The sequence below is a fragment of the Bradyrhizobium sp. 147 genome (genome assembly GCF_023073935.1).
Classification (GTDB): domain Bacteria; phylum Pseudomonadota; class Alphaproteobacteria; order Rhizobiales; family Xanthobacteraceae; genus Bradyrhizobium.
On sequence record NZ_JADPKL010000067.1, the window covers coordinates 40,652 to 64,770 of the forward strand.

General features: G+C 59.9%; 22 protein-coding genes and 1 pseudogene. 3 read left to right on the top strand and 20 right to left on the bottom strand.

Features of this window, described 5'->3' with window-relative positions:
- Positions 1–204: 204 nt before the first annotated feature.
- The 3 genes and pseudogenes from IVA87_RS14815 to IVA87_RS14825 form a co-directional block, all read left to right on the top strand.
- On the top strand, positions 205–336 hold the full coding sequence (locus tag IVA87_RS14815) for an autoinducer binding domain-containing protein (RefSeq protein WP_247305808.1): 132 nt from the start codon (positions 205–207) through the stop codon (positions 334–336).
- Between the two features lie 145 nt (positions 337–481).
- On the top strand, positions 482–664 hold the full coding sequence (locus IVA87_RS14820; protein ID WP_247334084.1) for a helix-turn-helix transcriptional regulator: 183 nt from the start codon (positions 482–484) through the stop codon (positions 662–664).
- Positions 665–843: 179 nt separating this feature from the next.
- A pseudogene (locus IVA87_RS14825) lies at positions 844–1,154 on the top strand (acyl-homoserine-lactone synthase); the annotation flags it as partial.
- A 310-nt stretch (positions 1,155–1,464) separates the two neighbouring features.
- On the opposite strand, the gene IVA87_RS14835 reads toward IVA87_RS14825, so the two are convergent.
- The 20 genes from IVA87_RS14835 to IVA87_RS14930 form a co-directional block, all read right to left on the bottom strand.
- Positions 1,465–1,707 (bottom strand): DUF2274 domain-containing protein, encoded by a 243-nt coding sequence (locus IVA87_RS14835; protein ID WP_247334032.1) that lies wholly within the window; start codon positions 1,705–1,707, stop codon positions 1,465–1,467.
- Positions 1,708–1,712: 5 nt separating this feature from the next.
- Complete coding sequence (locus IVA87_RS14840) at positions 1,713–2,918, bottom strand: TrbI/VirB10 family protein (protein WP_247334033.1); 1,206 nt, start codon at positions 2,916–2,918, stop codon at positions 1,713–1,715.
- Entirely contained in the window at positions 2,915–3,889 is a 975-nt protein-coding gene (gene trbG, locus IVA87_RS14845) for a P-type conjugative transfer protein TrbG (RefSeq protein ID WP_247334034.1), read from the bottom strand. Before trbG ends, IVA87_RS14840 begins: the two co-directional genes overlap by 4 nt.
- Position 3,890: 1 nt before the next feature.
- On the bottom strand, positions 3,891–4,571 hold the full coding sequence (gene trbF / locus IVA87_RS14850) for a conjugal transfer protein TrbF (RefSeq protein ID WP_247278012.1): 681 nt from the start codon (positions 4,569–4,571) through the stop codon (positions 3,891–3,893).
- A 51-nt stretch (positions 4,572–4,622) separates the two neighbouring features.
- The gene (gene trbL / locus IVA87_RS14855) at positions 4,623–5,855 is read right to left on the bottom strand and encodes a P-type conjugative transfer protein TrbL (RefSeq protein ID WP_247305796.1); all 1,233 of its coding nucleotides are present in this window, start codon (positions 5,853–5,855) and stop codon (positions 4,623–4,625) included.
- A 3-nt stretch (positions 5,856–5,858) separates the two neighbouring features.
- Positions 5,859–6,230: a putative entry exclusion protein TrbK-alt gene (gene trbK-alt / locus IVA87_RS14860; protein WP_247305793.1), complete on the bottom strand. Its 372-nt coding sequence runs from the start codon at positions 6,228–6,230 to the stop codon at positions 5,859–5,861.
- Positions 6,231–6,232: 2 nt separating this feature from the next.
- Positions 6,233–6,967 (bottom strand): P-type conjugative transfer protein TrbJ, encoded by a 735-nt coding sequence (trbJ, locus tag IVA87_RS14865; RefSeq protein WP_247334035.1) that lies wholly within the window; start codon positions 6,965–6,967, stop codon positions 6,233–6,235.
- Positions 6,967–9,399 (bottom strand): conjugal transfer protein TrbE, encoded by a 2,433-nt coding sequence (trbE, locus tag IVA87_RS14870; protein ID WP_247334036.1) that lies wholly within the window; start codon positions 9,397–9,399, stop codon positions 6,967–6,969. Before trbE ends, trbJ begins: the two co-directional genes overlap by 1 nt.
- An 8-nt stretch (positions 9,400–9,407) precedes the next feature.
- On the bottom strand, positions 9,408–9,671 hold the full coding sequence (locus IVA87_RS14875) for a VirB3 family type IV secretion system protein (RefSeq protein ID WP_247278017.1): 264 nt from the start codon (positions 9,669–9,671) through the stop codon (positions 9,408–9,410).
- On the bottom strand, positions 9,671–9,991 hold the full coding sequence (locus IVA87_RS14880; protein ID WP_247278044.1) for a TrbC/VirB2 family protein: 321 nt from the start codon (positions 9,989–9,991) through the stop codon (positions 9,671–9,673). The genes IVA87_RS14875 and IVA87_RS14880 overlap by 1 nt, the downstream gene beginning before the upstream one ends.
- 2 nt (positions 9,992–9,993) lie before the next feature.
- Complete coding sequence (trbB, locus tag IVA87_RS14885; protein ID WP_247305784.1) at positions 9,994–10,914, bottom strand: P-type conjugative transfer ATPase TrbB; 921 nt, start codon at positions 10,912–10,914, stop codon at positions 9,994–9,996.
- Positions 10,915–11,404: 490 nt separating this feature from the next.
- The gene (gene dctA, locus IVA87_RS14890; RefSeq protein WP_247278019.1) at positions 11,405–12,700 is read right to left on the bottom strand and encodes a C4-dicarboxylate transporter DctA; all 1,296 of its coding nucleotides are present in this window, start codon (positions 12,698–12,700) and stop codon (positions 11,405–11,407) included.
- Positions 12,701–13,240: 540 nt separating this feature from the next.
- Positions 13,241–14,455, bottom strand: a complete 1,215-nt coding sequence (locus IVA87_RS14895) for a TlpA disulfide reductase family protein (protein ID WP_247334037.1) — start codon at positions 14,453–14,455, stop codon at positions 13,241–13,243.
- 217 nt (positions 14,456–14,672) lie between these two features.
- Entirely contained in the window at positions 14,673–15,920 is a 1,248-nt protein-coding gene (locus tag IVA87_RS14900) for an MFS transporter (protein ID WP_247305827.1), read from the bottom strand.
- Between the two features lie 2,075 nt (positions 15,921–17,995).
- Positions 17,996–18,145 carry a hypothetical protein gene (locus tag IVA87_RS14905; protein WP_247278021.1) on the bottom strand — a complete coding sequence of 50 codons (150 nt, stop codon included), beginning with the start codon at positions 18,143–18,145 and terminating at the stop codon, positions 17,996–17,998.
- Positions 18,146–18,935: 790 nt separating this feature from the next.
- Positions 18,936–19,937 (bottom strand): nitrilase-related carbon-nitrogen hydrolase, encoded by a 1,002-nt coding sequence (locus tag IVA87_RS14910; RefSeq protein ID WP_247334038.1) that lies wholly within the window; start codon positions 19,935–19,937, stop codon positions 18,936–18,938.
- Between the two features lie 10 nt (positions 19,938–19,947).
- Positions 19,948–20,658, bottom strand: a complete 711-nt coding sequence (locus tag IVA87_RS14915; protein ID WP_247305775.1) for an SDR family oxidoreductase — start codon at positions 20,656–20,658, stop codon at positions 19,948–19,950.
- On the bottom strand, positions 20,655–20,993 hold the full coding sequence (locus tag IVA87_RS14920) for a hypothetical protein (RefSeq protein WP_247305772.1): 339 nt from the start codon (positions 20,991–20,993) through the stop codon (positions 20,655–20,657). Before IVA87_RS14920 ends, IVA87_RS14915 begins: the two co-directional genes overlap by 4 nt.
- A 593-nt stretch (positions 20,994–21,586) precedes the next feature.
- Complete coding sequence (locus IVA87_RS14925; protein WP_247278024.1) at positions 21,587–22,006, bottom strand: CopG family transcriptional regulator; 420 nt, start codon at positions 22,004–22,006, stop codon at positions 21,587–21,589.
- Positions 22,007–22,018: 12 nt separating this feature from the next.
- A complete protein-coding gene (locus tag IVA87_RS14930; RefSeq protein WP_247334039.1) occupies positions 22,019–23,998 on the bottom strand; it encodes a conjugal transfer protein TraG in 1,980 nt (659 codons plus the stop codon).
- Between the last annotated feature and the right edge of the window lie 121 nt (positions 23,999–24,119).

The following is a 24,119-nucleotide window of genomic DNA, read 5'->3' on the forward strand; positions in this document are numbered from 1 at the left end:
ACGATTGACCGAAAGCACGCATCAAGACGCAGCTCAGCAGAGCATGGCTGAGGTCGCCGCTGCGCTCAAGCTGTCGCGCTTCGCATATCTAGCTCTTCCCATGAGCCGGGCAGTGCTCCCAACGTGATCTCGACATATCCCCTCGTGGACCGCCATCTATCTGCAGCGTGGCTACGAATCCGTCGATCCGGGGTGCGTCGGGCAATGCGCCAGCCTAATCCCTTTCGATGGGGGCTTGGATTTGAGGCGCGAAATCGGTCGGAGTCCGAACGCGCTTTGTTCGAAGAAGCCGAAAAATTTGGGATTTGCTGCAGGTTTACATTCTATCCACGATGACAAGGGCGCAATCGCCGCGCTGAGCTTTGCAAGTGACGAGCGTCGAACTGGTTTCGAGCGCGCGCTTGTCGAGCACGCCCAGAGCCTGCGATTAATCGCAACGTTTTTACATGAGCATGCAAAACGCTTCTGGACGATCGATCGCATGATCGGCGGCGTGGTGCTGTCTCCTCGCGAGTACCAGTGTCTCGAATGGTCCGCGCGCGGTAATTCGGCTGGGGAGATCGGGATCATTCTCGGCATCGCAGAGCCAACCGCGGGATTTCACCTGGACAACGCCCGTGCAAAGCTGGTGTCAGCTCGCTTCGTCAAGCGATCGTGCGGTTGACCGAATCAAAATCTCGAAAATGAAACACCGGCCTTCCATAAACACCTGTGGAACTGCACAGGATGCGCTTGCCTAGGCCTTCTGCTTAGTTGCCGAAACGAAGCAGGGAGGCAAAAATGATGCAGCTCATCACGAAGTCGACAAGTTTGACGTCCTTGAGCGGTGGATCCTCGGGAGCCGGACGAATTCAAGGTTGCGTCCGGCTTTTGCCTTCGACCGGTCCAACCATGCGGGGGACATCTTCCCGATCCTGCTGGACGGCCAGCCGGCGCCACGAAGCGATCGGATCTGGGGGAGCAGCCGATTCGCGCTCGATGTTCCCGCGGATGCGCCGAAGGCGAGCGGCGGACTTGCTGCTGCCAGTTACGAGCTGTTTGCGGGTATGATTGAATTCGGCCTTTCCATTGAATTGATCGAAATCGTCGCCGTGACCGACGCCCGCATGGAGCGCATTCTTCGCCGGGCCGGATGGCCCCTTGGCAGGGTGGGAAAACTCGGGGAATTCGTCCACGATCTCGCCGAGATGCACCGGCTGCGCTACCGCGTTTTCGAGCAACGCCTGGATTGGACCGTCGAGGTCAGCGGCAGCACCTATGTCGGACTCGAGCACGAGGCTTATTCCTGTCTTCATGCTGATCAGCCTTTTGATGATGCCGTGACTGACGAGCAACATCAGGAATTCCTGCAGGGCCGGGTCTCATTGCCGGCGTGCCGATAGGCAGAAAACTCGAAACGACTCGCACCCGCGCCATTGCGCAGCTTTCGGTAGACAAGGTCCGCCAAATTCGCCTCTCCGAGCGCTATTCCTCGCCTTCGATCGGTCGCTGACGCGCGCGGCGCGCTTTCCGGAAGCTCCTGTCGGCCGCCATGAACCGGGCCAGCATGGGCGCGATAAGCTTGGCCGGATCTCCGATCGGCTGAGCGGTCTCCTGTGCAAGGATCTGGGCATATGCCACGAGATCCCTGTGCACGCTCGCGGGCAGTTCATGCGTAATCTTGATCGGCTTGTCGTCTTCGATTGCTCCGATCTTAAGCTTTGTCATCGTCCTCAGCCTCTATACGGTTCGAGCATCAGGTCACGGTTGACGATCACCCGTACCCGAAATCCCGGACGGATCGTCAAAGTCGGCTGTATGTTGAGATTGCGGCGGACAACCTGCTGGCCTGTTTGATTGATCGAATCCCCAGCTCCACGGCGGAGGGCGGCAATGAGATCGTTGTTGGTATTGCCGTTATCCGCCCCGGAATTCACCTCCGTGCCGACGGAAAGCAGCGTCGAAAGAGCGGCCGCCCCCAACAGTTCCTTCCAATGATTGTCGACCTCGTCCTCAAGACCAGAGAAGCCTGCCGCATCTGCACCGGGCTGCCGTTCCAGAACAATCGACCTCCCATTCGGCATGATAAGGCGCGTCCAGACCAGGAGCACGCGCGACTGCCCAAATGCGACCTGGCTATCGTAGCTCCCGATCAGCCTTGCTCCCTGAGGGATAAGGCGAGCTCGCCCGGTAGGAGAATCGTACACCGACTCTGTGACTTGCGCCGTGATCTGGCCAGGCAGGTCGGAGCGGATTCCTGTGATGAGAGCGGCCGGAATGACCGTTCCGGCCTGAACGACAAAAGGCGAAGCCGGCCTCACAAGGCGATCGGAGCTTGTCGTCCGACGATCGACCGTTGCACTGACGAACGCAAGCTTTCGGTCTTGGCCATTCTGCGCAAATGCTTCGTCGGATGATGGCACGCCGCTCGAACGGGCTTCGCTCGATGAAGTGGCGGGGGCTTGTGGCCGGACATTGGTGCTGGCAAATACCTTGCTGGTCCGTGCCGCCTCGCTCTCCTGATTGACACGCTGCTGTTCGGCATCAATACCGAGCGAGCTGGATGTCGAAGATCCCTGTGCTGCGACGATCGGCCGACCGAGATCACCGGGCAAAGGCGGCCCCAGGCGCGGCACGTCCTTCGGGATCTCGGTGTAATCCTTCGGTAAGGTCGCGAGCTGATCGGCGACGTTATGGTGGTCAGTCGCGTAAAGCTCCTCGGGTGCTGAAGTACCTGACCGTTTCCAGTGCAGCGCCCAGAGCACCGCGCCAGTGATCAGCGCGAGCACAAGGGCGCTGCCGCCGATAAGGACTTTCCGCGAGAGGCGCGCAACTTTTGGCCGATCCGGCCGGAGCCGCAGGGTTTCGGCAATCTCTTCCGGCGGCTTGCCCCGAGGCGCTTCCTTTGGTGTATCGATCGCCTGGTCCGTATCGTTCAAAGCGACCTCCCGTCGGTTCGCACGATCCTGACCTTCTGCTGGTGCTCCTCCCCCAGCCTCAGTTCCGCGGCCGCGAACAGCGGGTCAACAATCAGCACATTTCCGTAAGCGCGGTAGTTGACGATCTCGGTTTTGCCGTCGGGCCCGATCAAGAAGAGCGGCGGCATCTCGCCCTGACTGACGCCGGGGGAGAATTCAATGTAGGTTTTTCGGCCGTCATCATAAGCGTTGACGGGACGCCAAGGCGGGCTGTCGCCCTCGATGGCGTAGCGATAGCGGCGCGCCGGCAGGTCCGGAATAAAGGGTGCCGGCGGTAAAGCTTGAGCTCGCCCGCCAGCATCCGGCGGATAGAACCAGGCGACCGAGGGCATATAGGGCTTTTCGTTGGCGCGAAGCTCGATCAGGTAAGTCCGGCGATCAGTATTGACGACGAGGTTGGTCTCGATCGAGGGACGGGTTGGCTTGACCATGATGTGAACGCGGCGGGCGACGCCGCTGCCACTCTCGGTGTCGCCGACCACCCAGCGGACGGTATCGCCTGCGGCGAGCGGTCCTGAGCCGATCAGCTGCTCACCGGGCTCGAGCGCAATGTCCGTAATTTGCCCCGGCGCGGCATAGATCTGGTAGAGCGCGCCCGGACTATAGGAAAACACTTGCACCGCATTGTAGTAGCCGGCTTTGCGAGGCTGCACGCGTGCAGCGTCATTTGCGGTTTCGATGCGCTCGACAGGCTCCTCGGCCTCCGCGCTCTTGCCGCCTCGTGCAGCCTTCCAGGTCGGTGGCACATGTAGCGGTCGCGGGCGATCATCGGCAAGCGCCGGCAAGTCCGGTGCCGGCGGGAGCTCGTTGTCGTAGCTGATTTGCGGCGGCCTGAAGGTCGTGCAGCCGCCGAGCGTCGAGACACAGACCAGAAGAGCCAGAGGCAAGCACGGCCGCGCTTTTCGTGACACAAAAACAAGACCTGACGGCATGTTAGCCGAGCTCCTTTGACCAGTTGATAGCGTTGACGTAGATGCCAAGGGGATTTTTGCGTAGGCGATCCAGATCGCGAGGCATTTCCACGACGATGGTAAGGATGGCAGTCCACCGTTCCGTTGCGGCAAGTTGGCCGTTATCGTAGCGGCGCTCGATCCAGGCGAGGCGAAAGCTCTCAGGCGAGGCTCGGATGACGCTCGAGACCTCGATCGCGATTTGAGACTTTCCGAGCTTAGCGAAGGGGTCGTTGTTGCGGGCATAGTCGTTGAGCGCGGCGGCGCCGCGATCGGTCGTGAAGTCGTAGGCACGCAGCCAGTTCTCGCGGAGGACAATCGCGTCCATCGGCAAGCCGCGGACGTGCTCGATGAAGCGCGCCAGGTGAAACGCTATTTGAGGGTCCGTCGGCTGGTAGGCAGCATTTGCAGGGGCAAGTGCTTTCGCTTCACCCAATTGATCGACCTCAACCACCCAGGGCGTGATCGTGCCATGGGCTGATTGCCAGACCAGAGCTCCAGCAAAGCCCGCGGAGAGGAACAGGCAGCCGAATGCCATGAGCCGCCAGTTCTTGGCCTGGACTCGTGCTGCACCAATGCGGTCATCCCAGACTTGAGCTGCGCGTTGATAGGGCGTGACCGGCTCCGGCGTGCGGCCATAGTGAACGGCCGATCGTTTGAACATTTGTCTGACCTCAAGGCATGGTTGGAAATGGATTTTGGAGAGACAGCGAACTCAGCGATTGTCTTGTGAGAGGTCCACCGATGCGCCGCTCCCGCCGTGATCGCCTGACCGAACCGCGTGCGTGGCCGCTGATGCTCCCTGTTGGATGGTCTGCGCACGCTTCATACGCCGAACCCAGGCTGGCGGGCTGTCGGGGGCGGCCGAGGAGCCCCCCTCCTCCTGACCGACATGACCAGTCGCTCGCCCAAGGCCGGCTGCGAGCGAACGCAAGGGACTTGCCGCGCCTGGCGCGCTCGCCTCGACGCCGGAGCTTCCCGCCCGCAACATGTTCGTCGCGCCACTTGCAATCGCGCTTCCACCGCGCAGCGAGCCCGCAATCGCGCCGGCGGCAAGACCTGCAGCGCCGGCGGCAGCGCCAGCTCCTGCCGCGATCACCCCACCGGCAGCGAGGCCCGTGCCGACGGCGGTGCCTGCGCCAAGCTGCGGACCTCCGGAGACGATGCCATTGGCGATACCGGGGCCGAAGATGCCAAGGCCCAAGAGGGCGAGCGCGCCCAGGACAAGTGCCATCGCATTCTCGATGGTCGGCTGGTTGCCGCCAAAGCCGCTCGTGAACTGCGAGAACAAGGTCGACCCGATGCCCACGATGACGGCAAGGACCAGAACCTTGACCCCCGATGAGATGACATTGCCCAGCACCCGTTCAGCCGCAAAAGCGGTCTTGCCGAACAGGCCGAAGGGGATCAGGACGAACCCGGCAAGTGTCGTCAGCTTGAATTCGATGAGGGTCACGAACAGCTGGATCGCCAGGATAAAGAACGCGAGCAGCACCACGGTCCAAGCAAACAGCAGGACCACGATTTGCACGAAATTCTCAAAGAAGCTGACATAGCCCATCAGCCCAGAGATGGAGTCCAGGATTGGCCGGCCTGCATCAAGGCCTACCTGCGCAATGCGGCCCGGCCTTAGGAAATCTGCTGACGAAAGGCTTGTCCCTGAGGCTTTCAGACCTAACCCCGCAAAACTTTCGAAGACGATCCGGGCGAGGTTATTCCAATTGCCAATCAGGTAAGCAAAGACGCCGACAAACAAGGTTTTCTTGACCAGCCGGGCGATGATGTCCTCGTCCGTTCCGAATGACCAGAACAGGCCAGCCAGGGTGATGTCGATTGCAGCCAGCGTTGTGGCGACATATCCGACTTCGCCCCCGACCAGACCGAATCCGGAATCGATGTAGCGGGTGAAAGCTTCCAGAAACTGGTCGATGACGCCCGTGCCGCCCATGGCTCACTCGCTTTGGCTCGGAATGGAGGGAAAGCCGGACGGGAGGCGACCTTCGTCTTTACGCGGGACTGGAGAGGGGAATGGCGCCGCGCCGGTCCGGCTATGCGAACCATCAATTGACCTGCTTCCGCCTAAGAACTGATTGCGCTGCTCGGCCCAGATCTTCTGGCATTCAGGCAGAGCGTCTTTCTGCTCGTAGGTGACGGTACGGCATTGCTCGAGCTTTGCTGCGGTCAAATCCGGTTTTGAGGCTAGAGAGACGGAAGACTGGGTCGCGCTCTCGTCGGTGCGCAGGCGAATGGCGCAGGCGGCAACCAACAGGACAGCAAGACCAGCTGCTGCCGCGACAGGTAATCGTTCAAATCGTATTTTCATGATCAGTGGAACATCTGCACGGTTGTCGGTTGATAGTTTTGGCCCGGATTGAGAAAGCGCCGCAGCTGCTCCCTACCCTGCTCCTGCGCTGCAGCCCGTTGGGCGGATTCGAGCGTCTGTGCGCGACCTTGCGCGGCAACAGTCGCCGTAAGGTCCGCAAGCTGCTGGGCTTGCAGCGCAAGGAGCTGGTTGCCGGCCTGACTTGCCTGGAGCGCACCCGCTGCGCCCTGGCTCGCCGTCACGAGGGCGGACATCTGGATGCGGTTGGCGTCGAGATTGCCGACAACGCTCGCTTGGACCCTCATGGCGTCCTGCAGCCCGGCAACTGAGTTCTGCCAGCGTGTTTGGGCATTTGCGACCAGGAGCCCATCGGACATGCTCGCCGATGCCGGCGCATAGGTGGTGGAAAACGCGCGATCGATCTGCTGGACGTCGTAGGCAATCCGCTGCGCCTGCGAGAGTAGCTGCTGGGTGCGTTGAATCGACTTCTCGAGCTGTTGCAAGGATGAATAAGGCAGGCTCGCCAGGTTCTTCGCCTGATTGATCAGCATCTGCGCTTGGTTCTGGAGCGAAGTGATCTGATTGTTGATCTGCTGCAGCTCACGCGCGGCCGTCAGCACATTCTGAACGTAGTTGTTGGGATCGAACACGATCCACTGCGCCTTCGCTTCGCGGGGCGCTTGGATCATGGTCATGGCGATGATACTTGCTGCCAGAAGCGGGCGGATACAGCTCATCAGAGCGCTCCTTGTTTGGCGAACTGCGGAATGAGATTGCAGGCCCAGCCGAGGTCGCGCGCCTTGAGCCAGCCGGTGACGAACTCGTCCCTTCCGTGCTCGGCAAGCACCCGATCAATCAAAGCCTGGTCGGCTTTGGACGAGGCGGCCGCGAAGGCGAGCGCGATTTCGCCAAGTCCGAGCTCGAACAGGCGGTTGCCGCGGCGCGATTGGCAGTAGTAGTCCCGCTTCGGAGTGGCGCGGGCGAGGATCTCGATCTGCCGGTCGTTGAGCCCAAAGCGACGGTAAATCGCCTTGATCTGCGGCTCGATGGCGCGATCGTTTGGCAAAAGGATGCGGGTCGGGCAGCTCTCGATGATGGCAGGCGCGATTTTGGAGCCATCGATATCGGCAAGCGATTGGGTCGCAAACACGACCGAGGCGTTCTTTTTGCGGAGGGTTTTGAGCCACTCGCGGAGCTTGCCGGCAAAATCGGCGTCATCGAGCGCAAGCCAGCCTTCGTCGATGATGAGCAGTGTCGGACGGCCGTCAAAGCGGTCCTCGATCCGGTGAAACAGATAGGCCAGAACTGCGGGCGCGACAGAGGTCCCAATCAATCCGTCGGTCTCGAACACCTGGACGGAGGCTTCACCCAGCCGTTCATATTCGCCGTCGAGCAACAGGGCGTATGGACCACCGAGGCAGTAGGGCTGCAGCGCGCGCTTGAGAGCGTTGGACTGCAGAAGAACGGAGAACCCAGTCAGAGTCCGCTCCTTAACTGGTGCCGAGGCGAGTGAGGTCAACGCCGACCAGACATGATCCTTGGTCTCAGGGGTGACTTCGATCCGCTCGCGCGTCAGGATCGATGCGATCCAGTCGGATGCCCAGCCTCGCTCGCCGACATCGTCGATGCCTGCAAGCGGCTGGAGCGAGACGAATTCTGAGGACTCCAGGGCGCCGCCGAGATCATGCCAGTCGCCCCCCGTGGCGATGGCCGATGCGCGGATCGAGCCTCCGAAGTCGAACGCAAAGATCTGCGCCTCGCGATAGCGGCGGAACTGCAGCGCCATGAGCGCGAGCAGCACCGACTTACCGGCGCCCGTCGGCCCGATGACCATGGTGTGGCCGACATCTCCGACATGCAGCGAAAACCGGAATGGCGTGGAACCCTCAGTCTTACCGAAGAACAATGGGGGCGCGTTGAGGTGGTGATCCCTCACCTCTCCGGCCCATACGGCAGATAGCGGGATCATATGGGCGAGGTTCAGGGTCGAGACCGGCGGCTGGCGGACGTTTGCGTAAGTTTGTCCCGGCAGGCTGCCGAGCCAGGCTTCGACGGCATTGACCGTCTCGGCCATGCAGGTGAAGTCGCGGCCTTGGACGACCTTTTCGGCGAGGCGGAGCTTTTCGTCGGCTGCGCGAGGATCCCCGTCCCAGACCGTGACCGTTGCCGTAACGAAGACCTGTGCGATCTGATCCGAGCCCAATTCCTGGAGCGCACTGTCGGCGTCCATCGCCTTGTTGTGGGCATCGGTATCCAGAAGCGCGGAGGCCTCGTTCGTCATCACCTCCTTCAGGATCGCCGCGGTCGACTTGCGCTTGGCAAACCATTGCCGCCTGATCCTGGTGAGGAGCTTTGTGGCATCTGTCTTGTCGAGCATGATCGCCCGCGTGGACCAGCGATACGGGAATGCCAGCCGGTTCAGGTCGTCGAGAATTCCGGGCGTGGTCGCGGTCGGAAAGCCCACGAGCGTCAGAACGCGCAGATGCGCCTCGCCCAGCATGGGCTCGAGACCTCCTGTCAGGGATTGATCGGCAAGCAACGCATCGAGATACATCGGAATTTCTGGCACGCGCACGCGATGCCGTTTGGTCGAGACCGTCGAATGCAGGTAGGTCAGCGTTTGCTCGTCATCGAGCCAGCCACATTCCGGCATGAAACCCTCGACGAGCTGCAGGACGCGGCCGGTCCGGTCGACAAAGCCGGCAAGCACCTCGCGCGCATCCGCTCCCGCAGCGCGATGGCTGCCCTCGTACAGCAGGCGCTCCGCCACGGCCGCACTCTCTGCCGGAGGCAGATAGAGGAAAGTCAGATAGTAGCTCGACTCATAGTGGCTGCCGGCCTCCTCGAATTGCGCTTTCCGCTCCGCATCCACCAGCGCCGAGGCGACGTCCGGGAATGTATCCGGCGGATAGCGTCCTGCCGAATGCCGTTGCGCCTCGACGAAGACGGCCCACCCCGATCCGAGGCGACGGAGCGCATTGTTGAGGCGGCCTGCGACAGCAACAAGCTCGGCCGGCACTGAGCTGTCGAGATCCGGCCCTCTGAACCGGGCCGTTCGCTGAAAGGATCCATCCTTGTTGAGAATGACGCCCTCATCGACCAGGGCCGCCCAAGGCAGGAAGTCGGCAAGGCGCGTGTTTGAACGGCGATATTCGGCAAGATTCATCATAGGCAACTCTAGGACCTGAGGTGGCTTGGAATACGGACGTGCCGGCGCACGACTTCCACGAAATCGGGATCGCGTTTTGCGGCCCAGATGGCGGCCATGTGGCCGACGAACCAGAGGAGGAGGCCGGCAACCCACAGGCGCAGCCCAAGACCGAGTGCCGCCGCTAACGTGCCGTTGGCGATCGCCACGGCGCGCGGCGCACCGCCCATCAGGATAGGCTCGGTGAGCGCACGATGCACGGGCGCGATAAAGCCTGCGACAGGCTCCTCCATTAGATCACCACGCCGCCGCCGAAGGAGAAGAAAGACAGAAAGAAGCTTGATGCCGCAAAGGCGATGGACAGACCGAACACGATCTGAACCAGGCGACGAAAGCCACCAGACGTGTCGCCAAATGCGAGCGAGAGCCCGGTGACAATGATGATGATGACCGCAATAATCTTGGCGACGGGACCCTCGACCGATTGCAAAATCTGGTTGAGCGGTTGCTCCCACGGCATATTTGAGCCAGCGGCGCACGCCGGGATACTGCTCAGCCAAAGGGTCACAATTGCCGTGGCCGGAATGCTGGCGCGGCGGAGAGATGAAGGCATCGTCATGATCGGTCTCCAATTGCAGAAAGGCTGTAATCGCCTGATGCTTCTAAGCCGGTAACGCGGGCGAGCTCGCTCAAGCGGCGTTCGGCGCCGCGGCCGCTGAGCACCGCGATTACGTTGATTGTTTCGGCGATAAGCGGCCGGGGGACTGTGACGACAGCTTCCTGGACTAGCTGCTCGAGTCGGCGTAGCGCCCCGAGCGCCGTTCCGGCATGGATCGTGCCGATTCCGCCCGGATGTCCGGTGCTCCAGGCCTTGAGCAAATCGAGCGCCTCGGCTCCGCGCACCTCACCAATGGGAATTCGATCGGGGCGCAGACGAAGCGACGAACGGACCAGGTCGGAGAGCGAGATCAAGCCATCCTTCGTGCGGAGCGCCACGAGGTTTGGCGCCAAGCACTGAAGCTCGCGCGTATCTTCGATGAGAACGACACGGTCAGTCGTTTTAGCCACCTCGGCGAGAAGGGCATTGGTCAGTGTCGTCTTGCCGGTCGAGGTGCCGCCGGCGACCAGAATGTTCTTGCGCGCGCAAACTGCATCCCTCAATGCACCGGCCTGATCCGGCGTCATAATGCCGACTGCGACGTAATCCTCGAGGCTGAACACGGCGACCGCCGGCTTTCGGATCGCAAATGTTGGCGCGGCCACGACCGGCGGCAGCAGCCCCTCGAATCGCTCCCCCGTCTCGGGCAGCTCGGCAGAAATCCGTGGGCTCCCGGGATGAACCTCGGCACCCACGTAGTGAGCCACCACGCGGATGATTCGCTCTCCGTCAGAAGGGGATATATTCTTGCCAGTATCCGTAAGGCCGCTCGACAGTCGGTCGATCCACAGTCGGCCGTCGGGATTGAGCATCACCTCGACGATTGCCGGATCTTCCAAGAACCATGCGATGGCGGGCCCCAACGCGGTACGCAGCATACGCGCTCCGCGCAAGTTCGCTTCTGAATCAAAAGAATGGATCGCCACGATTTGCCCCAAGCTGCTGAGGCCGCTTCGGCGCCCTCATCTGAAGGCAAATAAAAGATAGGTCGTGTCTTACCGCAACAAAGGGAATATGCCGTTCGAAGTCTAGCGTAGAAAAAGGAACATTTGAAAAGAGCGCCGGCTTGACGCGCCGACCCCTCGACGGCGAGGCGAGAAATCGAACCACTGTCGCTGCCGCGCGTAGGCACGATTGAGCTCCCGCTTTTGGAGGACGCTCAAACCCGGGATAATGAACCACATCAGCCGGCGGGCTGCCGCAGGTACCAATGCCGACGCTGGTCTGGTGCACCACCGTGAGCGTAATGACCCTGCACCATTCCCCCTGGAATCAGGCCGGCCCTGTACTGCACGACGATTGCCCCCCAGAATGCAGATATTCAAAGAGTGATTTCTAGTCCGCAATGGCCGAGCTGAGATCGCAGGTCTACTTGAGCTGCGCGTGTAGCGAGACATGGTCGAGTTCGCCTTCCCACCACGACACAAACACCGCGGCAATACCGTTTCCGATAATGTTGGTAAGCGCGCGCACCTCGCTCATGAACTTGTCGATCGAGAATACGATCGCAATGCCCGGGACGAGGTCAGGACTGACCACGGTCAATGTTGCGGCCAGTGTGACGAACCCGGCACCGGTAACACCACTTGCGCCCTTCGAGGTGAGCATCGCCACAACCAGTATCGTGAGCTGCTGGCCGAAGTCGAGATCGACCCCGAGCGCCTGCGCGATGAACAAGGTCGCCAACGTCATGTAAATGTTCGTCCCATCCAAATTGAAAGAGTATCCTGTCGGCACCACCAGGCCAACGACCGGCTTGGAACAGCCCAGCCGTTCGAGTTTTTCCATCAACTGCGGCAGCGCGCTTTCGGACGACGACGTTCCGAGGACGATCAGCAGCTCATCCTTGATGTAAACGATGAACTTTAGAATAGAAAAACCGACCAAGTGCGCAACCAGACCAAGCACAATGATCACGAAGAGCCCGGCTGTCACGTAGAACAGCGCAACCAAGCCGATGAGTTTACCGAGCGCGGACGGTCCGAATTCGCCGATAGTGTAGGCCATGGCGCCGAACGCCCCGATTGGCGCTGCCTTCATCACGATCCTAATGACACCAAACACCGCGTGTGCAGCATCGTCGACCAGACTGCGCATCCGCTCACCCCGCTCGCCAAGCGCCATCAGCGAGAACCCGAATAGGATGGCAAACAGCAGCACCTGTAGCACGTCGCCTCGGGCCAGAGCGCCAACTACGCTATCCGGAATAATATTAAGGAGGAAATCGACCGCCTTCTGCCCTTCCGCTCTTTTGACGTAGTTGGCTACCGCCGCGGCATCAGCCCTGGGAGCCAGCCCATGGCCGGCCTGAACGAGATTGCCCATCACGAGACCCAGGATCAGCGCGAAGGTTGAAACGATCTCGAAGTAAAGCAGCGCCTTGACGCCGACTCGGCCGACCTTTCGTGCATCCTGAACATGCGCAATTCCGGACACAACAGTGCAGAAGATGATCGGCGCGATCACCATTTTGATCAGCTTGATGAATCCGTCACCAAGCGCTTTGACCCAGCTGTTCGTCCCCACAGCAGGCCACAACCAACCAACGAGAACGCCAATCAGGATCGCGATGAGTACCTGGACATAAAGAACATTGTACCAGGGGCCGGATGGCTGGAACAGGGCGGCGGCTTTGACAGAGCGGCGCTGGCGGTGATTGTGCATCACGCTCGCCCCGGCGCCGTGGTACCAAAGAGGGGTGACAATGAAGGCACGGCTTGGCTCAGTGTTACCTTAGCGCGGCGCGCACAGGGCACTGACCGCTTTAAACGACCCCGTCCGTTGCCAGGGTTTGCCGCCTCTCCCGAATGGGCTCGTGGCCAACGCGAAACGAAGTTCTGAATCCCTTCTGAAACCAGCCATAAAAACTTGAGAAAGCTTCCTTGAGAGTTGGAATGCATCAACGTCACCACCCATTTCAATCTTTTTTGGTTGTTCGAAGATGCCACCAGCATCTTATAAGACGCCACCTTTAGCAGCCCGCGACCACTCTTCACCTGGACAGGCATTCTCGCCGCTATCGCACCGGATCGCGACGTACGTTGAAGAAACATTCATCGTAGAGAAGTTGTGGTGGTGCGGCTCGCCTGCGTTCACCCCTCACTCATCCTATCCTCGCCTCAGGTGAATGCCCCGACATCCCCAAAGGCATCGACGTCGATCGCAAAACCACAAGGGCCGAGAAGACATGGCCAGCAGCATTGCTCACGCTGCCTCCCTTGGCGATCCCGGTTGCGGCTTTTCGGGAGCTGTGTTTTGCGGTGTCGAACCACACTCCTCGTAACAGAGCTTCTCACTCCTGTAGCTCGCCAAGGCCTGGAGTGAGCACTGCACGAGATCCCGTTTCGCTACATCCGAGGCAGGCGCTGCATCCAGCCATTTCAGCGCCACCTCGACCAATTCGATCGCGCGATCCCTGTTACCGGTCTCGTAATAGTACCGAGCGACCGCCCCGTACGAGAGAAACTTCGCGCCCTCGCTGCCTTGGGGCGGATTCGCCGCCAGGATGTGTTCGGAGAGGTCCTTGCCCATGGCAAAGCGCTCGGCATGTGGAAAACCGGAGTAGTCTTTCGCGGGGTCGAAGAGCTGGCGGATGGCCACGCTCATCCAAACCACGGATTTCTTGTCGATCGCATCGCGAACCAATTGGCGCAATACCGCCAGGCCGGCCCGCATGTCGCGTATTTTGTGAAGCAACAATTCCGCATGAAGCCCACGAAAGGTGACCTCGTCCGGCATCGCAGCGAGTGCCTCCTCAACCCCTGAAAGGGCTGCCGCCCAATCCTTACTGTTCATGGCGGCTTCAAGTCTGGCAAAGATCGGCTCCACCAGCGCTCGCTTCTGCGATAGTTCGCGCTTTCTGCGTCGACCCTTGGTTATCCTCTCCGCATCCAGGGCTTGGGCTTCGTCGCTCACTGCCCAGGAGCCGTCAAGAACTTTGGGCAACGCGTTATCGAATTGCGTCGGATGGCCGATAAAGGCGAAGCGGCCGTCACGATCGATCACGAATGACGAGGGAATCCCGACAGAAAAGCTGGGATCCATCCAAAGCTTGTTCATTTCGCCGGCGTAGTCGAATGCGATCGCGAAGTTCAGATTTGGCAAGCTCTTCGTCAACCAAGCGTCCAAGCTGGCTCGCGCTTCATCTGCCGTCGAAGCTTGTTCGTGAGCCGCGATGCCCACCACCTCAACTCCGCTGCTCCTGTATTTGCTTTGCAGGATCACCAAATTCTGCATCGAGGCGATACATGGTCCGCACCACGTCGCCCAAAACTCGATAATGTATACTTTCCCAGGTTCGAACGTTGTAACGGGCTGGCCACGTAGCCAGTCCTCAACTTTGATGGAGGGAGCCGGCGAACCGACTCTCAGCACATTCTCCGCACCGACTTGCCTTGCGCTCTCAGTCACACTGGTCATTGCTCAAATTCGCTTTACCTGGCTCTGCGGAAAACAACAGCAAGTCGCATGCCAGCCAGCGCTCATTGATATTACGCATTTTTCGTATCTTTCCTGTCGACCTTGTGACGCATGTCGCATATCCGACCAGCTGTTTGGAGCTTCTCAGGCAATCAGTCGGCCGGACGTTCTTGACGCGCCTGTAGACCGGCGAGGCGGGTCAGGCAGAGGGCCGACTTCACCACTCCACATCTTGATCGGTTTTCAGGATAACCATTTCGGCGATCGGGATAATGACGTGAACTGACCTGCTTTGGCCCGTCGACTTGCGCTTGAGGGCGATCTCAGATTTCCAAATCAACTCTTTGAGCCGAGGGGCGATGAACCAGACCAGGGCGACCAGCTGCAGCACAACATTGATACTGAACGCCGTCTGATACGCGATTGAGGGGTAGTGTCCGTCCTTTGCCGGCCATTGCGCGAGAATTAACCCCGTCCCGTACTGGACGAGGAAAGCCCACCCGAAATGCAGAACGTTGAGCACGCCGTTCGCGCGCGCGATCAGTTGGGCCGGAAAGTAATCTCCGATGATCGCGTAGCTGAGCACGATTGCTGATCCGACCACCGCCACAATGATCCACGACGGTAGCGACGGAAATGGCGGATGCAATATCAGCGCGAGTTCGGCTGCAATGAACACAGCAGCTATGATTGCGAGCAACGTTTCAATGTTCTTGCCATGCCGACGCAGCGAATCGGCGACCACGCCGAGCAGCAATGCGCCAATGCTTAGGGCTATCGCCATGACGAGCAATTGTGTGACAAGGCTTGTTCGATCCAACCCTTCCACATCGTTCAGCCAGGACGCTGCCCACAAGGACTGCAGGGCCCACGCGGACCCAATACATGTTGAAGAAATCGGCGCAATTCTCCAGAACCGCCCATCCGTATAGACGGTCTTCAGGCTGACCGTTCCTGGAGGGCTCTTCGCAGTTGCCTCATGCTCTGGAACCAAAAAATAGATCGAAGCGGCCGCGGAGGCACTGGATGCGGCAAGCAGCTCAAATAGACCGCGCCAGCCTATCCAATTAAGCAATGCCTCGGCTGGTGCGGTTGCCGTTACCGCGCCCAGTGCACCCAGCATGATCATACAGCCGTTGATGAGCGCCACGCGCTCTCTCGGAAACCAGAGCACGACTGTTTTCAGGCCAGACATGAGGGAAGCTGCGGTGCCAAATGCTATCATCGCGCGAGCAACCAGAAGCGACAGAAATCCACTCGATAATCCGAAAAGCGCAGCGCCTGCTGCAGCCAGCAGCAAGAGCGCACCCTGGACTCGGCGCGGACCGAAGCGATCCAAGAGCATGCCCATCGGAATCTGGCTGCCGGTAACGACCAGAAAGTAGATCGAGCCCAACAGCCCCAAATCGGCCGTACCAAGCTCCAATTCAGACGCGAGGCGGCCACAAATTAGCGTGTTGATCATCCGAAACAGGTAGGAAAGATAATATCCCGCGGCAAAGGGAAGGAACACGCAAGAGATGATCCGCCAGCTCCAACCCCGGTTGACCGGCTTCTCGCCTGATATCAGCCCAGCGGCATCGCTGCGCGTGTTGCTCGGAACGCGGCCACTGGCTTTAACACAAGGCGTTGGCAGCTGTCGAAAGTTGATATTGCTGCCGCCCTCCTCGGCGACAGCACACGCCTCTGAGTTTTCACCTACGACGGCCACACAGTGGGGTTCTTCTTCAGCTGGCGCTCGTCGAACGGCGCGTGACGCTCCGCCTCCCATTTCAGACCCGGATCGGCTGGAATTTCCCGAGCGATCAATTGCCTCCTGCAGCAAGGGGCGGCCAAACCGTACGCGACGATCGACCTGCTCGGCAAACGCCTTGAAGCGCTCGAGCCCGAGTACGCACGCCTCGTCCTGCTTGGATGGCGGCATCGGCGGCGTCAGCGTGAGGTGGTATCGCACATGGAGAGCCACTATTTCCGCGATCATCGCGATGTCCGTCCGCAGACTGAGCACCTGCTCATTCGTTCGCTCGATCGCCTCGAAAACAAGGCCCTCTATAGGCGGCGCCGGATCCAGGAAGCGCTCAAGAGCCGCCTCGATGGCGACGCTCTTGCCCATACCAGCGCGCTCAGTCGCGGCTTGGAGTCGCTGAAAAATGCACTCAGAAAGTTGAATCGGTATCTTTCTGGTCTGCTGAGCATCGCTTGGACTCGGCTGCGCGTCTACCTCAGCTTCATTCCGACTTGAGGTCGGTTCTCCCCGGCGCTCGCCGCTAATCTGCATACTCCAGCTTCCTTCTCTCTGCGACTGCACACCGCCCGCGCTTGCACGCGCGTGGTTTGTATGTTCGGTCGAACGGATGAATCGCGCTGCGATGACGCACGACAAAAGCGTCGAGACCGCATGCCGCTTCAACCGCGGGGACATTCTGGTCGCAGTCTGGCGTACCGAAAGAAAGAAACGGCGGACTCTCAAAGACCAGCGCCAGACGTCTCGTAGCCTCTTGTCCCTCTAGACTGTCAGGTCGCCGACAGACGAGCGATTTCGCGGACGGTGCGTGCACCCTTACTTGAAATCGAAAAAGTCACCGATCCAAAAAAGAGGCGCAGGCGCAATCTAGACATCGCCCTCGCGCCCCCGACGTCGCGAACGACCCCCGCGGACGCACCGGCGTTGTTCCCTATGGGGTGAGGCGCCTCATAAGAAGCGCACCAGCTCATGCGCGCGACCACAATACACCTGCGCCTCACCGATTTCCGGCATGCATCACCAGCGTGCGATAGGACTTACAACCGTTCGCGTGCCGCGCGTCCAGCCCAGCTCACGGCCGTTGAAACGTATCTGCTGGCCCGGTGCGACCACTCACTTCTCGGGGCCTTAGGGGAATGGTCGGCCGCACTGGCAGGCGGCTAAATCGCGTAGCGGGTCCCCCTCGCTACGGCAGACGTAGCGCTCGTTGTGCCCGTCCTCGCCAGCCAGGAGATCCATCGCTCCCTCCGCACGCCGGGCGTTGCTTCCGCATCTGATGGAGGACTGCCATGTGAATTGTCCCTGCCGACAGCGAGCTTACTCGCGCCAGATCGGCTGTTACAGCACGTCGCAGCACATTCCGCGCAAGGCCACTGCTCGCCCGCCTTGACGTCGGAGCGGCCGATGTACTTAAGTGCATCCTGGTAGCGTTGAGTTGGGGCACACCATGGATGTTGAGTTCTACAGCTTTGCATAGCGGGCGCGCGATCTGGCCGGTAAGGCCGACCCGTTCACGCGAAAGCGGCTTCTGGTGCTGCCCGCGAAATACGATGCCAAGCTCGGCAAGCCTTCGTCGGCCAGCCGCAATCTTCAACGCACGCTACCGCTGCCCCGCACCGTGCCAGCCGTGAGCGCCATCTCCGATGCCGGCGAGGCTTGACGAAGACCGCCGGCAGCGGCAGCAAACATCACCGCTCCAGGGCGCTGGATTTTCCAGGGACGGTACACGAACTACATCGGGAAAGGATGCGCACCCAAGCCGGAGTGAGCCCCCGGATCTCACCAGTCGACCGCCCTCACCGCACTTCGGAAGCACTGCGGCCGCCGAGCAGCTTGCCGGTGTAGGCATTCACGAAATGGACCGAGGAGCATGCCAGACAAACGACCGGCAGATGAGTGTCGGGACCGATCTGCTCCAGTGCCGTCAGCAGGTGCTGCACGTTCATGCCCGGCGTGGGCACCTGAAAAGTACTCTTTGCTCCATCCGGCCAGCATAGGGCTGGATACTGCGCCCTGAAACTGCGGTTGTTTACTGAGAGCGTGCCGGCGCCTCCTGGAGCACCGTGCGGCGGCAGTTATGAATCTTCATCGCGTCTGGAGGCTGGGTCGAGGACACCATTTTGCGTATTCTTTGGCCCAGCGCTCAAGCCGCGCGGCTGGCTCCGCATCGTTGAGCGCAAGAGTGGGCACCTTCTCGGCAAGTAATCTGGTTTTATCGTCCTCCATGGAATTCCTACCCCGAATGGGGCTCGTGTTGCGCAGAATGCTGGATGCCCTTGCATACAACTCACCGTCGCTTGACTCCGCGTTCACCTTCGCCAGCTTCCCCGGCGAGGATTGCCTGGACCTGATCTCCCCCGCCGTTGGACGCCACTCGGAAAGACCTGCCGTGACGAGCGTCTCGAGCTGACGATGTGGCCTTTGCGATATGAGCGGATCCTCATTGAGGCAACATCCAGATCTCGAGGCGGGGCGCTGCAAGGATGGGCGATGCGGCGGTCAGCGTAACAGTTCGAACACCTGAAGCGTACTTGCCGCTGCAGTGACGAGGTGCGCTGTAGGCTGAAGGCCTCGGCGAGGCTCCGCAGCTGGGCATTTCTCCAATAGAGAATCGGTCTGGATCATGCGAGCGGCCCGCATGGCCCTGCTGCAAACTAGTTCCTTCTACCTGTATCTCCGGCCGTTCGGGTCGAAGCGGGATGCACCAATCTCCTCCGGCCCTGGCGGGCAGGACCATTAACTCTCAAGCGGCGTCAGAGCGCGGGCCTCGCGGTGAAGGCCGGGAGTCGCCACGCTCCTGGGGGGAATAATCCGTTCATGGACGTGCGGAGAAGGTGTCCGGTCAATCAGGAGGCTGATCAGTTCAGGGCGACTGTAGTGACCGCTTGCGTCCATCACTCTCTTGCGCCCGTCGATTTCGATGAAGTCGAGATCTGCAATCACATCTCCTTCACCTTCCTTCAGGGGCTCGCCTATCAATTGACCATCGGGGGCAACGATAGCGGTGAAGCAACCGCCCGAAATCGGTGCGATAGCAGCGCCCGTGTCGTTGGCAATTTGGGCTTGTTGGTCGGCGTTGAGCCATGCGGTTGCGCTGACGACGAAGCAGGCCGACTCAAGGGCATGCTGTCGGGTGCTCACTTCCGTTTGCTGGGAGAAGAGGGGGCCGAAGATCGAACCGGGGTACATCGCGGAGTGGATCTGCTCGCCATCGGCAATTAAGGCGTATCTGGCCAGCGGGAGATAATGTTCCCAGCACGCAAGCTGGCCGATCCGGCCAACCGCGCTGTCTACGGCGCGAAGGCCGGCACCGTCGCCCTGGCCCCACACCATCCGCTCATGATAGGTAGGGGTGATCTTGCGGCGACGCTGGATCAGCGTGCCGTCCGCATCGAACAGGAGTTGAGTGTTGTAGATTGATCCTCCGTCCCGCTCGTTGGCGCCGACTGAAACGACCATTTGGGCGTCCTTGGCGGCATCGCCGATCGCATGCGTCTCCGCAGAGGGTACCGTAAGGGATTGCTCAAGCAGCCTCTGATGCTCATTGGCAAGCGTGAAGGGCGGCTGGACGAACGAGAAATACGGGTAGTAGGGAATGATGGTCTCGGGGAACGTGGCGAAACGCACCCCCTTCTTGCCCAATTCGCGAATCTTTTTGGTGATCTTCTCGACTGTCCCCTCTCGGCTGTACAACACGGGGCTGATCTGTACGGCGGCTGCCTTGACGATGTTTCTCATTCTCTTCTTCTCATTGTGAGTATTCGAGCGCTGCACTGGACTGGTGTAGAGGACGACAGATGACTGTCACGGGAGGCTCTTCGAGCACAGCGGCAAGGCTTGTCGGATTCAGGGCTGTGTGCGTCTGCCATCGACAGGCGCGTCGATGCCGGTGATGTAGGATGCGTCGCAGAAAGCGAGGAAGCTCACGCGCCGCGATCTTCCGTGGCTTGCCGAAGTGTTTCGCGGCTATCTGCTCGAGCAGGACCGATCCGCGGTCTTGCACGCTGACCTCGGAAATGCCGATTTTCCTAAACAGCGGGGTTTCAATGACGCCCGAGCTCTCGGCGTTTACGTGAACGCTTCGGCGGATCAGTTGGTCGCCAAGCGCTCGCGTCAAGTTGCACAGTGCGGCCTTGGATGCGGATACGGCCGATGTTCCCGCGATTCCGACCTGATCGGACAAAGAAGCCGTGAAGCCGATCGCGTTTAGATTGCGCGCGCGAGGCAACGCGTTGTGGACGTTGAAATAGGGTCTAGGGAAATTGACGCTTAAGACGTCAAAGCTCTGCTGCGTTGTTTCCGCGAGCGAGCCGGGTTTCGCGATTTCGGCATTGGCATCGAAATGGGCTATAATAGTTTCGCGCATTCCTTGGAAGCGGGATAGCCAGCGCGAAAAGCGGCAATAGCCAAGCCTCGCTGTCCAGATAGCTGCGCAATGCCCTGCAGGACTGTGGCTCATGACGCGTTTTCCGCATCGCTTGGGTTATGCGTTGAGGGATAAGACTTTCTACCTACTGTGTCGGTAGTCGCGTCGGCTACTGCCGTAGTCGAATCATGCGCCATCATGTAGTACGTGGCGAAGTGGCCGCTCTTGCTGGCGATCTTACCATTCTTGCGAGTGACGTTGCCTTTCTCACGTTTGGTAATCAGCTTCATCTTGCACCGCTTGGCGATCAGGGGCATCGGGACAAGCTTCCATCCCGTGGCCTTGCGCAACTCTGCTTGTGTAACGCCGCCTTGTCGTGAGGCGAGAGAGCGGATCAGATTGGATTTGGTGTGAGGATGCTTGGCCATCGTCGCCATCCGGGGGAATTGGGCCTCATTCAAACGGCTCCAAGCCAATGGGCTTCTCGTGGCGCAGCTGTCCCTTCCATCGAAAGGGGGACGATTTAGTTCCGTTCCTTTGGAATTGTGGAAACATATTGCAGACGATCTCAGGCGTTGCCCGATCGCAATCTGACGTAAACGATACCGTCGCACCAGCTTGCTGAAGTGTGGGGCAGTGCAAGTTCTCGCATTTTTCGACAGGATGTTCGCATAGTAAGACCTTACAACGTGGATTGCTAACACAGAGGACCTGCGATGCAATTCGCTAAAACTGGTAGGCCAACTATTCAGAAGACCTTCCGAAACTCTGGAAGGCTTCCGCTTGTCAAGCAAGCAGCGTTACTCCAGTGAGCGGCAGCTCGATGGAGACCGGGCAAGTCTCAACTCGCTTCAGATTTCAGCATTCATGTCATGCGGCCTGCTACCTTCAGATATCTGCCGTCGGGACCGATCTAACGCGCTCGCTCCGTTCGATTTGGCTCTATCGTTGTTTGCGGCCGAAATGTACTCGGCGCGAGCACCCTCGCAAATTCCCTTGTAGTCCTGCATCGCCCGCCCGCTTACTCTGGAATTGCGGGGTTCGAATCGAAGCTCACCTCTTTCAGAACGGTTGATCCGCTGGAAAGCCTTCGGCCAAGCGCTTCAACGAATCGATCATAACGTTCGGCGCCTTTGGCGCGAGCGGCTGGACTGGATTGTTCTGGTAATGCCGGCACCGATGTCAACCAGAAGCGAATGAACAGGGCGAGCGTCTCGAGCGTGATGTTGCCATTGCGTTCGAGACGCTCGAGCAGCCGTGCGGTCCGATCCAGCCGCTTGGCAATAGCCGCCTCGCGTCGGTCGGAATCGTCAGGCGAAAGAAATGACGTGATCGCGGCCTCTGCGACCAGCGACTTGGGTTGGCCACGACGCTCCGCGAAGACATCAAGGGTTCTGAATGTCTCCGGATCAAGGTAGACACTGAGCTGAATCTTTTTCACCGATTTGCCCACTCAGAGGTCCATGCCATCGTCAGGGTCGAGGCTGGTCGCGCGCGCTAATCCCTGCATTGCGCGGCTAAGCGCTTGTGCCTGGACAGCATCTGCGTCGGGCTCATCGGGACCAGCATCGAACTCATGTTCCGCGAGCGGTGCCTTGATTTCGATCTCCTCGTGCTGCGGCAATTCTGGCTCGCGCCGCAGCCCTCCATTCGGATCGCCACGCTTTTGCTGCCGAGGCGCAAGCAGTTCGGTCGAGGGCGCAGGGGTTGGGTGCCCTGACCAGTCTTCATTTGGGCGCGAGGACAAGAGAATTGTTCCTGTTTCAGCGGGCTTGACGATTCGCTTCTGAAATTGCGGGTCCTCATAGTAACGAACCTTAGTGGCACGCAGCGGATGGAGGCCCGACACCATCACAATCGCCTCTTTCGATGAGAGCTGCATGACTTCGCCGGGCGTCAGGAGCGGACGGGACGTCTCTTGGCGGCTCACCATCAAGTGTCCAAGCCAAGGGCTTAAGCGATGCCCGGCATAGTTTTTCATGGCGCGCAGTTCGGTTGCGGTCCCCAGAGCATCCGAGACGCGCTTAGCGGTGCGCTCGTCATTTGTGGAGAAGGCGATCCGGATGTGACAATTGTCGAGAATCGCGTGGTTCGGCCCATAGGCACGTTCTAATTGATTCAAGCTCTGAGTGATCAGGAAACTGCGAATGCCATAGCCCGCCATGAAGGCAAGCTGGCTCTCGAAAAAATCGAGGCGGCCAAGGGCTGCAAACTCATCGAGCATCAGTAGGAGCTTTTGACGGCGCCGGTCGGGATCCAGGCTCTCGGTCAGGCGCCGTCCGATCTGGTTGAGGATGAGCCGCATCAGGGGTTTGGTGCGGACGATGTCGGATGGCGGCACGACGAGATAGAGTGAAACGGGCTTCTGTCTGTCGACGAGATCGCGAATGCGCCAATCGCTCCGCGCGGTGACCTTAGCGACGACCGGATCGCGATAAAGGCCCAAGAAGCTCATGGTGGTCGACAGCACGCCCGACCGCTCGTTTTCGCTCTTGTTGAGCAGCTCTCGCGCAGCTGAAGCGACGACGGGATGAACGTGATCACCAAGATGGGGAGTCGCAAGCATCGCATTCAGCGTGGCCACGATCGGGCGGCACGGGTCCGAAAGAAATCTGGCAACCCCGGCAAGTGTCTTGTCAGCTTCAGCGTAGAGGACATGCAGGATAGCGCCGACGAGCAGAGAATGGCTGGTTTTTTCCCAATGATTGCGCCGCTCGAGCGCCCCTTCGGGATCGACTAGGATATCCGCGACATTTTGCGCGTCTCGTACTTCGCAATCACCACGGCGAATCTCAAGAAGGGGATTGTAGGCCGCGCTTGCTGCGTTGGTCGGGTCGAACAAGAGTACATCTCCAAGGTGCGCGCGCCACCCCGAGGTCAACTGGAAATTCTCGCCCTTGATATCGTGGACGATCACCGAACGCGGCCAGGTCAAAAGAGTCGGAACGACAAGGCCGACTCCCTTGCCCGAACGGGTAGGCGCAAAGCAGAGCACGTGCTCAGGCCCATCATGGCGAAGATATCGACCATCGAAACGCCCGAGCACAAGGCCATCGTTGCCTAGCAACCCCGCCCGTTTGACTTCGCGCGTATCGGCCCAACGCGCTGATCCGTAAGTCGTGACATCGCGAGCCTCATGCGCGCGCAAGACCGAAAGCATCATTGCTGCGGCGACTGCCGCGATCCCACCGCTCCCGGCAATGGCGCCCCCCTGGAGGAATATCGTGGGCGCGTAAGCGTCGAATTCAAACCACCAGATGAAGAAGGCAAACGGCTGGTAGACGGACCAGGTGCCTAATCTGAACCAGGCCGGTCCAAGCTGCGGCTGGAACGCAAGCTGACAAGCAGTCCATTCGGTCGCGGCCCACACGAAGGTGAACGCGATTAGGCAAACCAGGATCAGCTGATGCCAGATGATTTTTGTCGCAGACATGGCCTGCCGATATCGACACAATCGACCTGTTGGCTACAATCAGAGGCTTATGCTTCTCGTAGTCGCGCGCGCCCTGGCGAAGGGATCGGCGGGTCAGATTGGCAAGCCGCGTTTGGGCCCA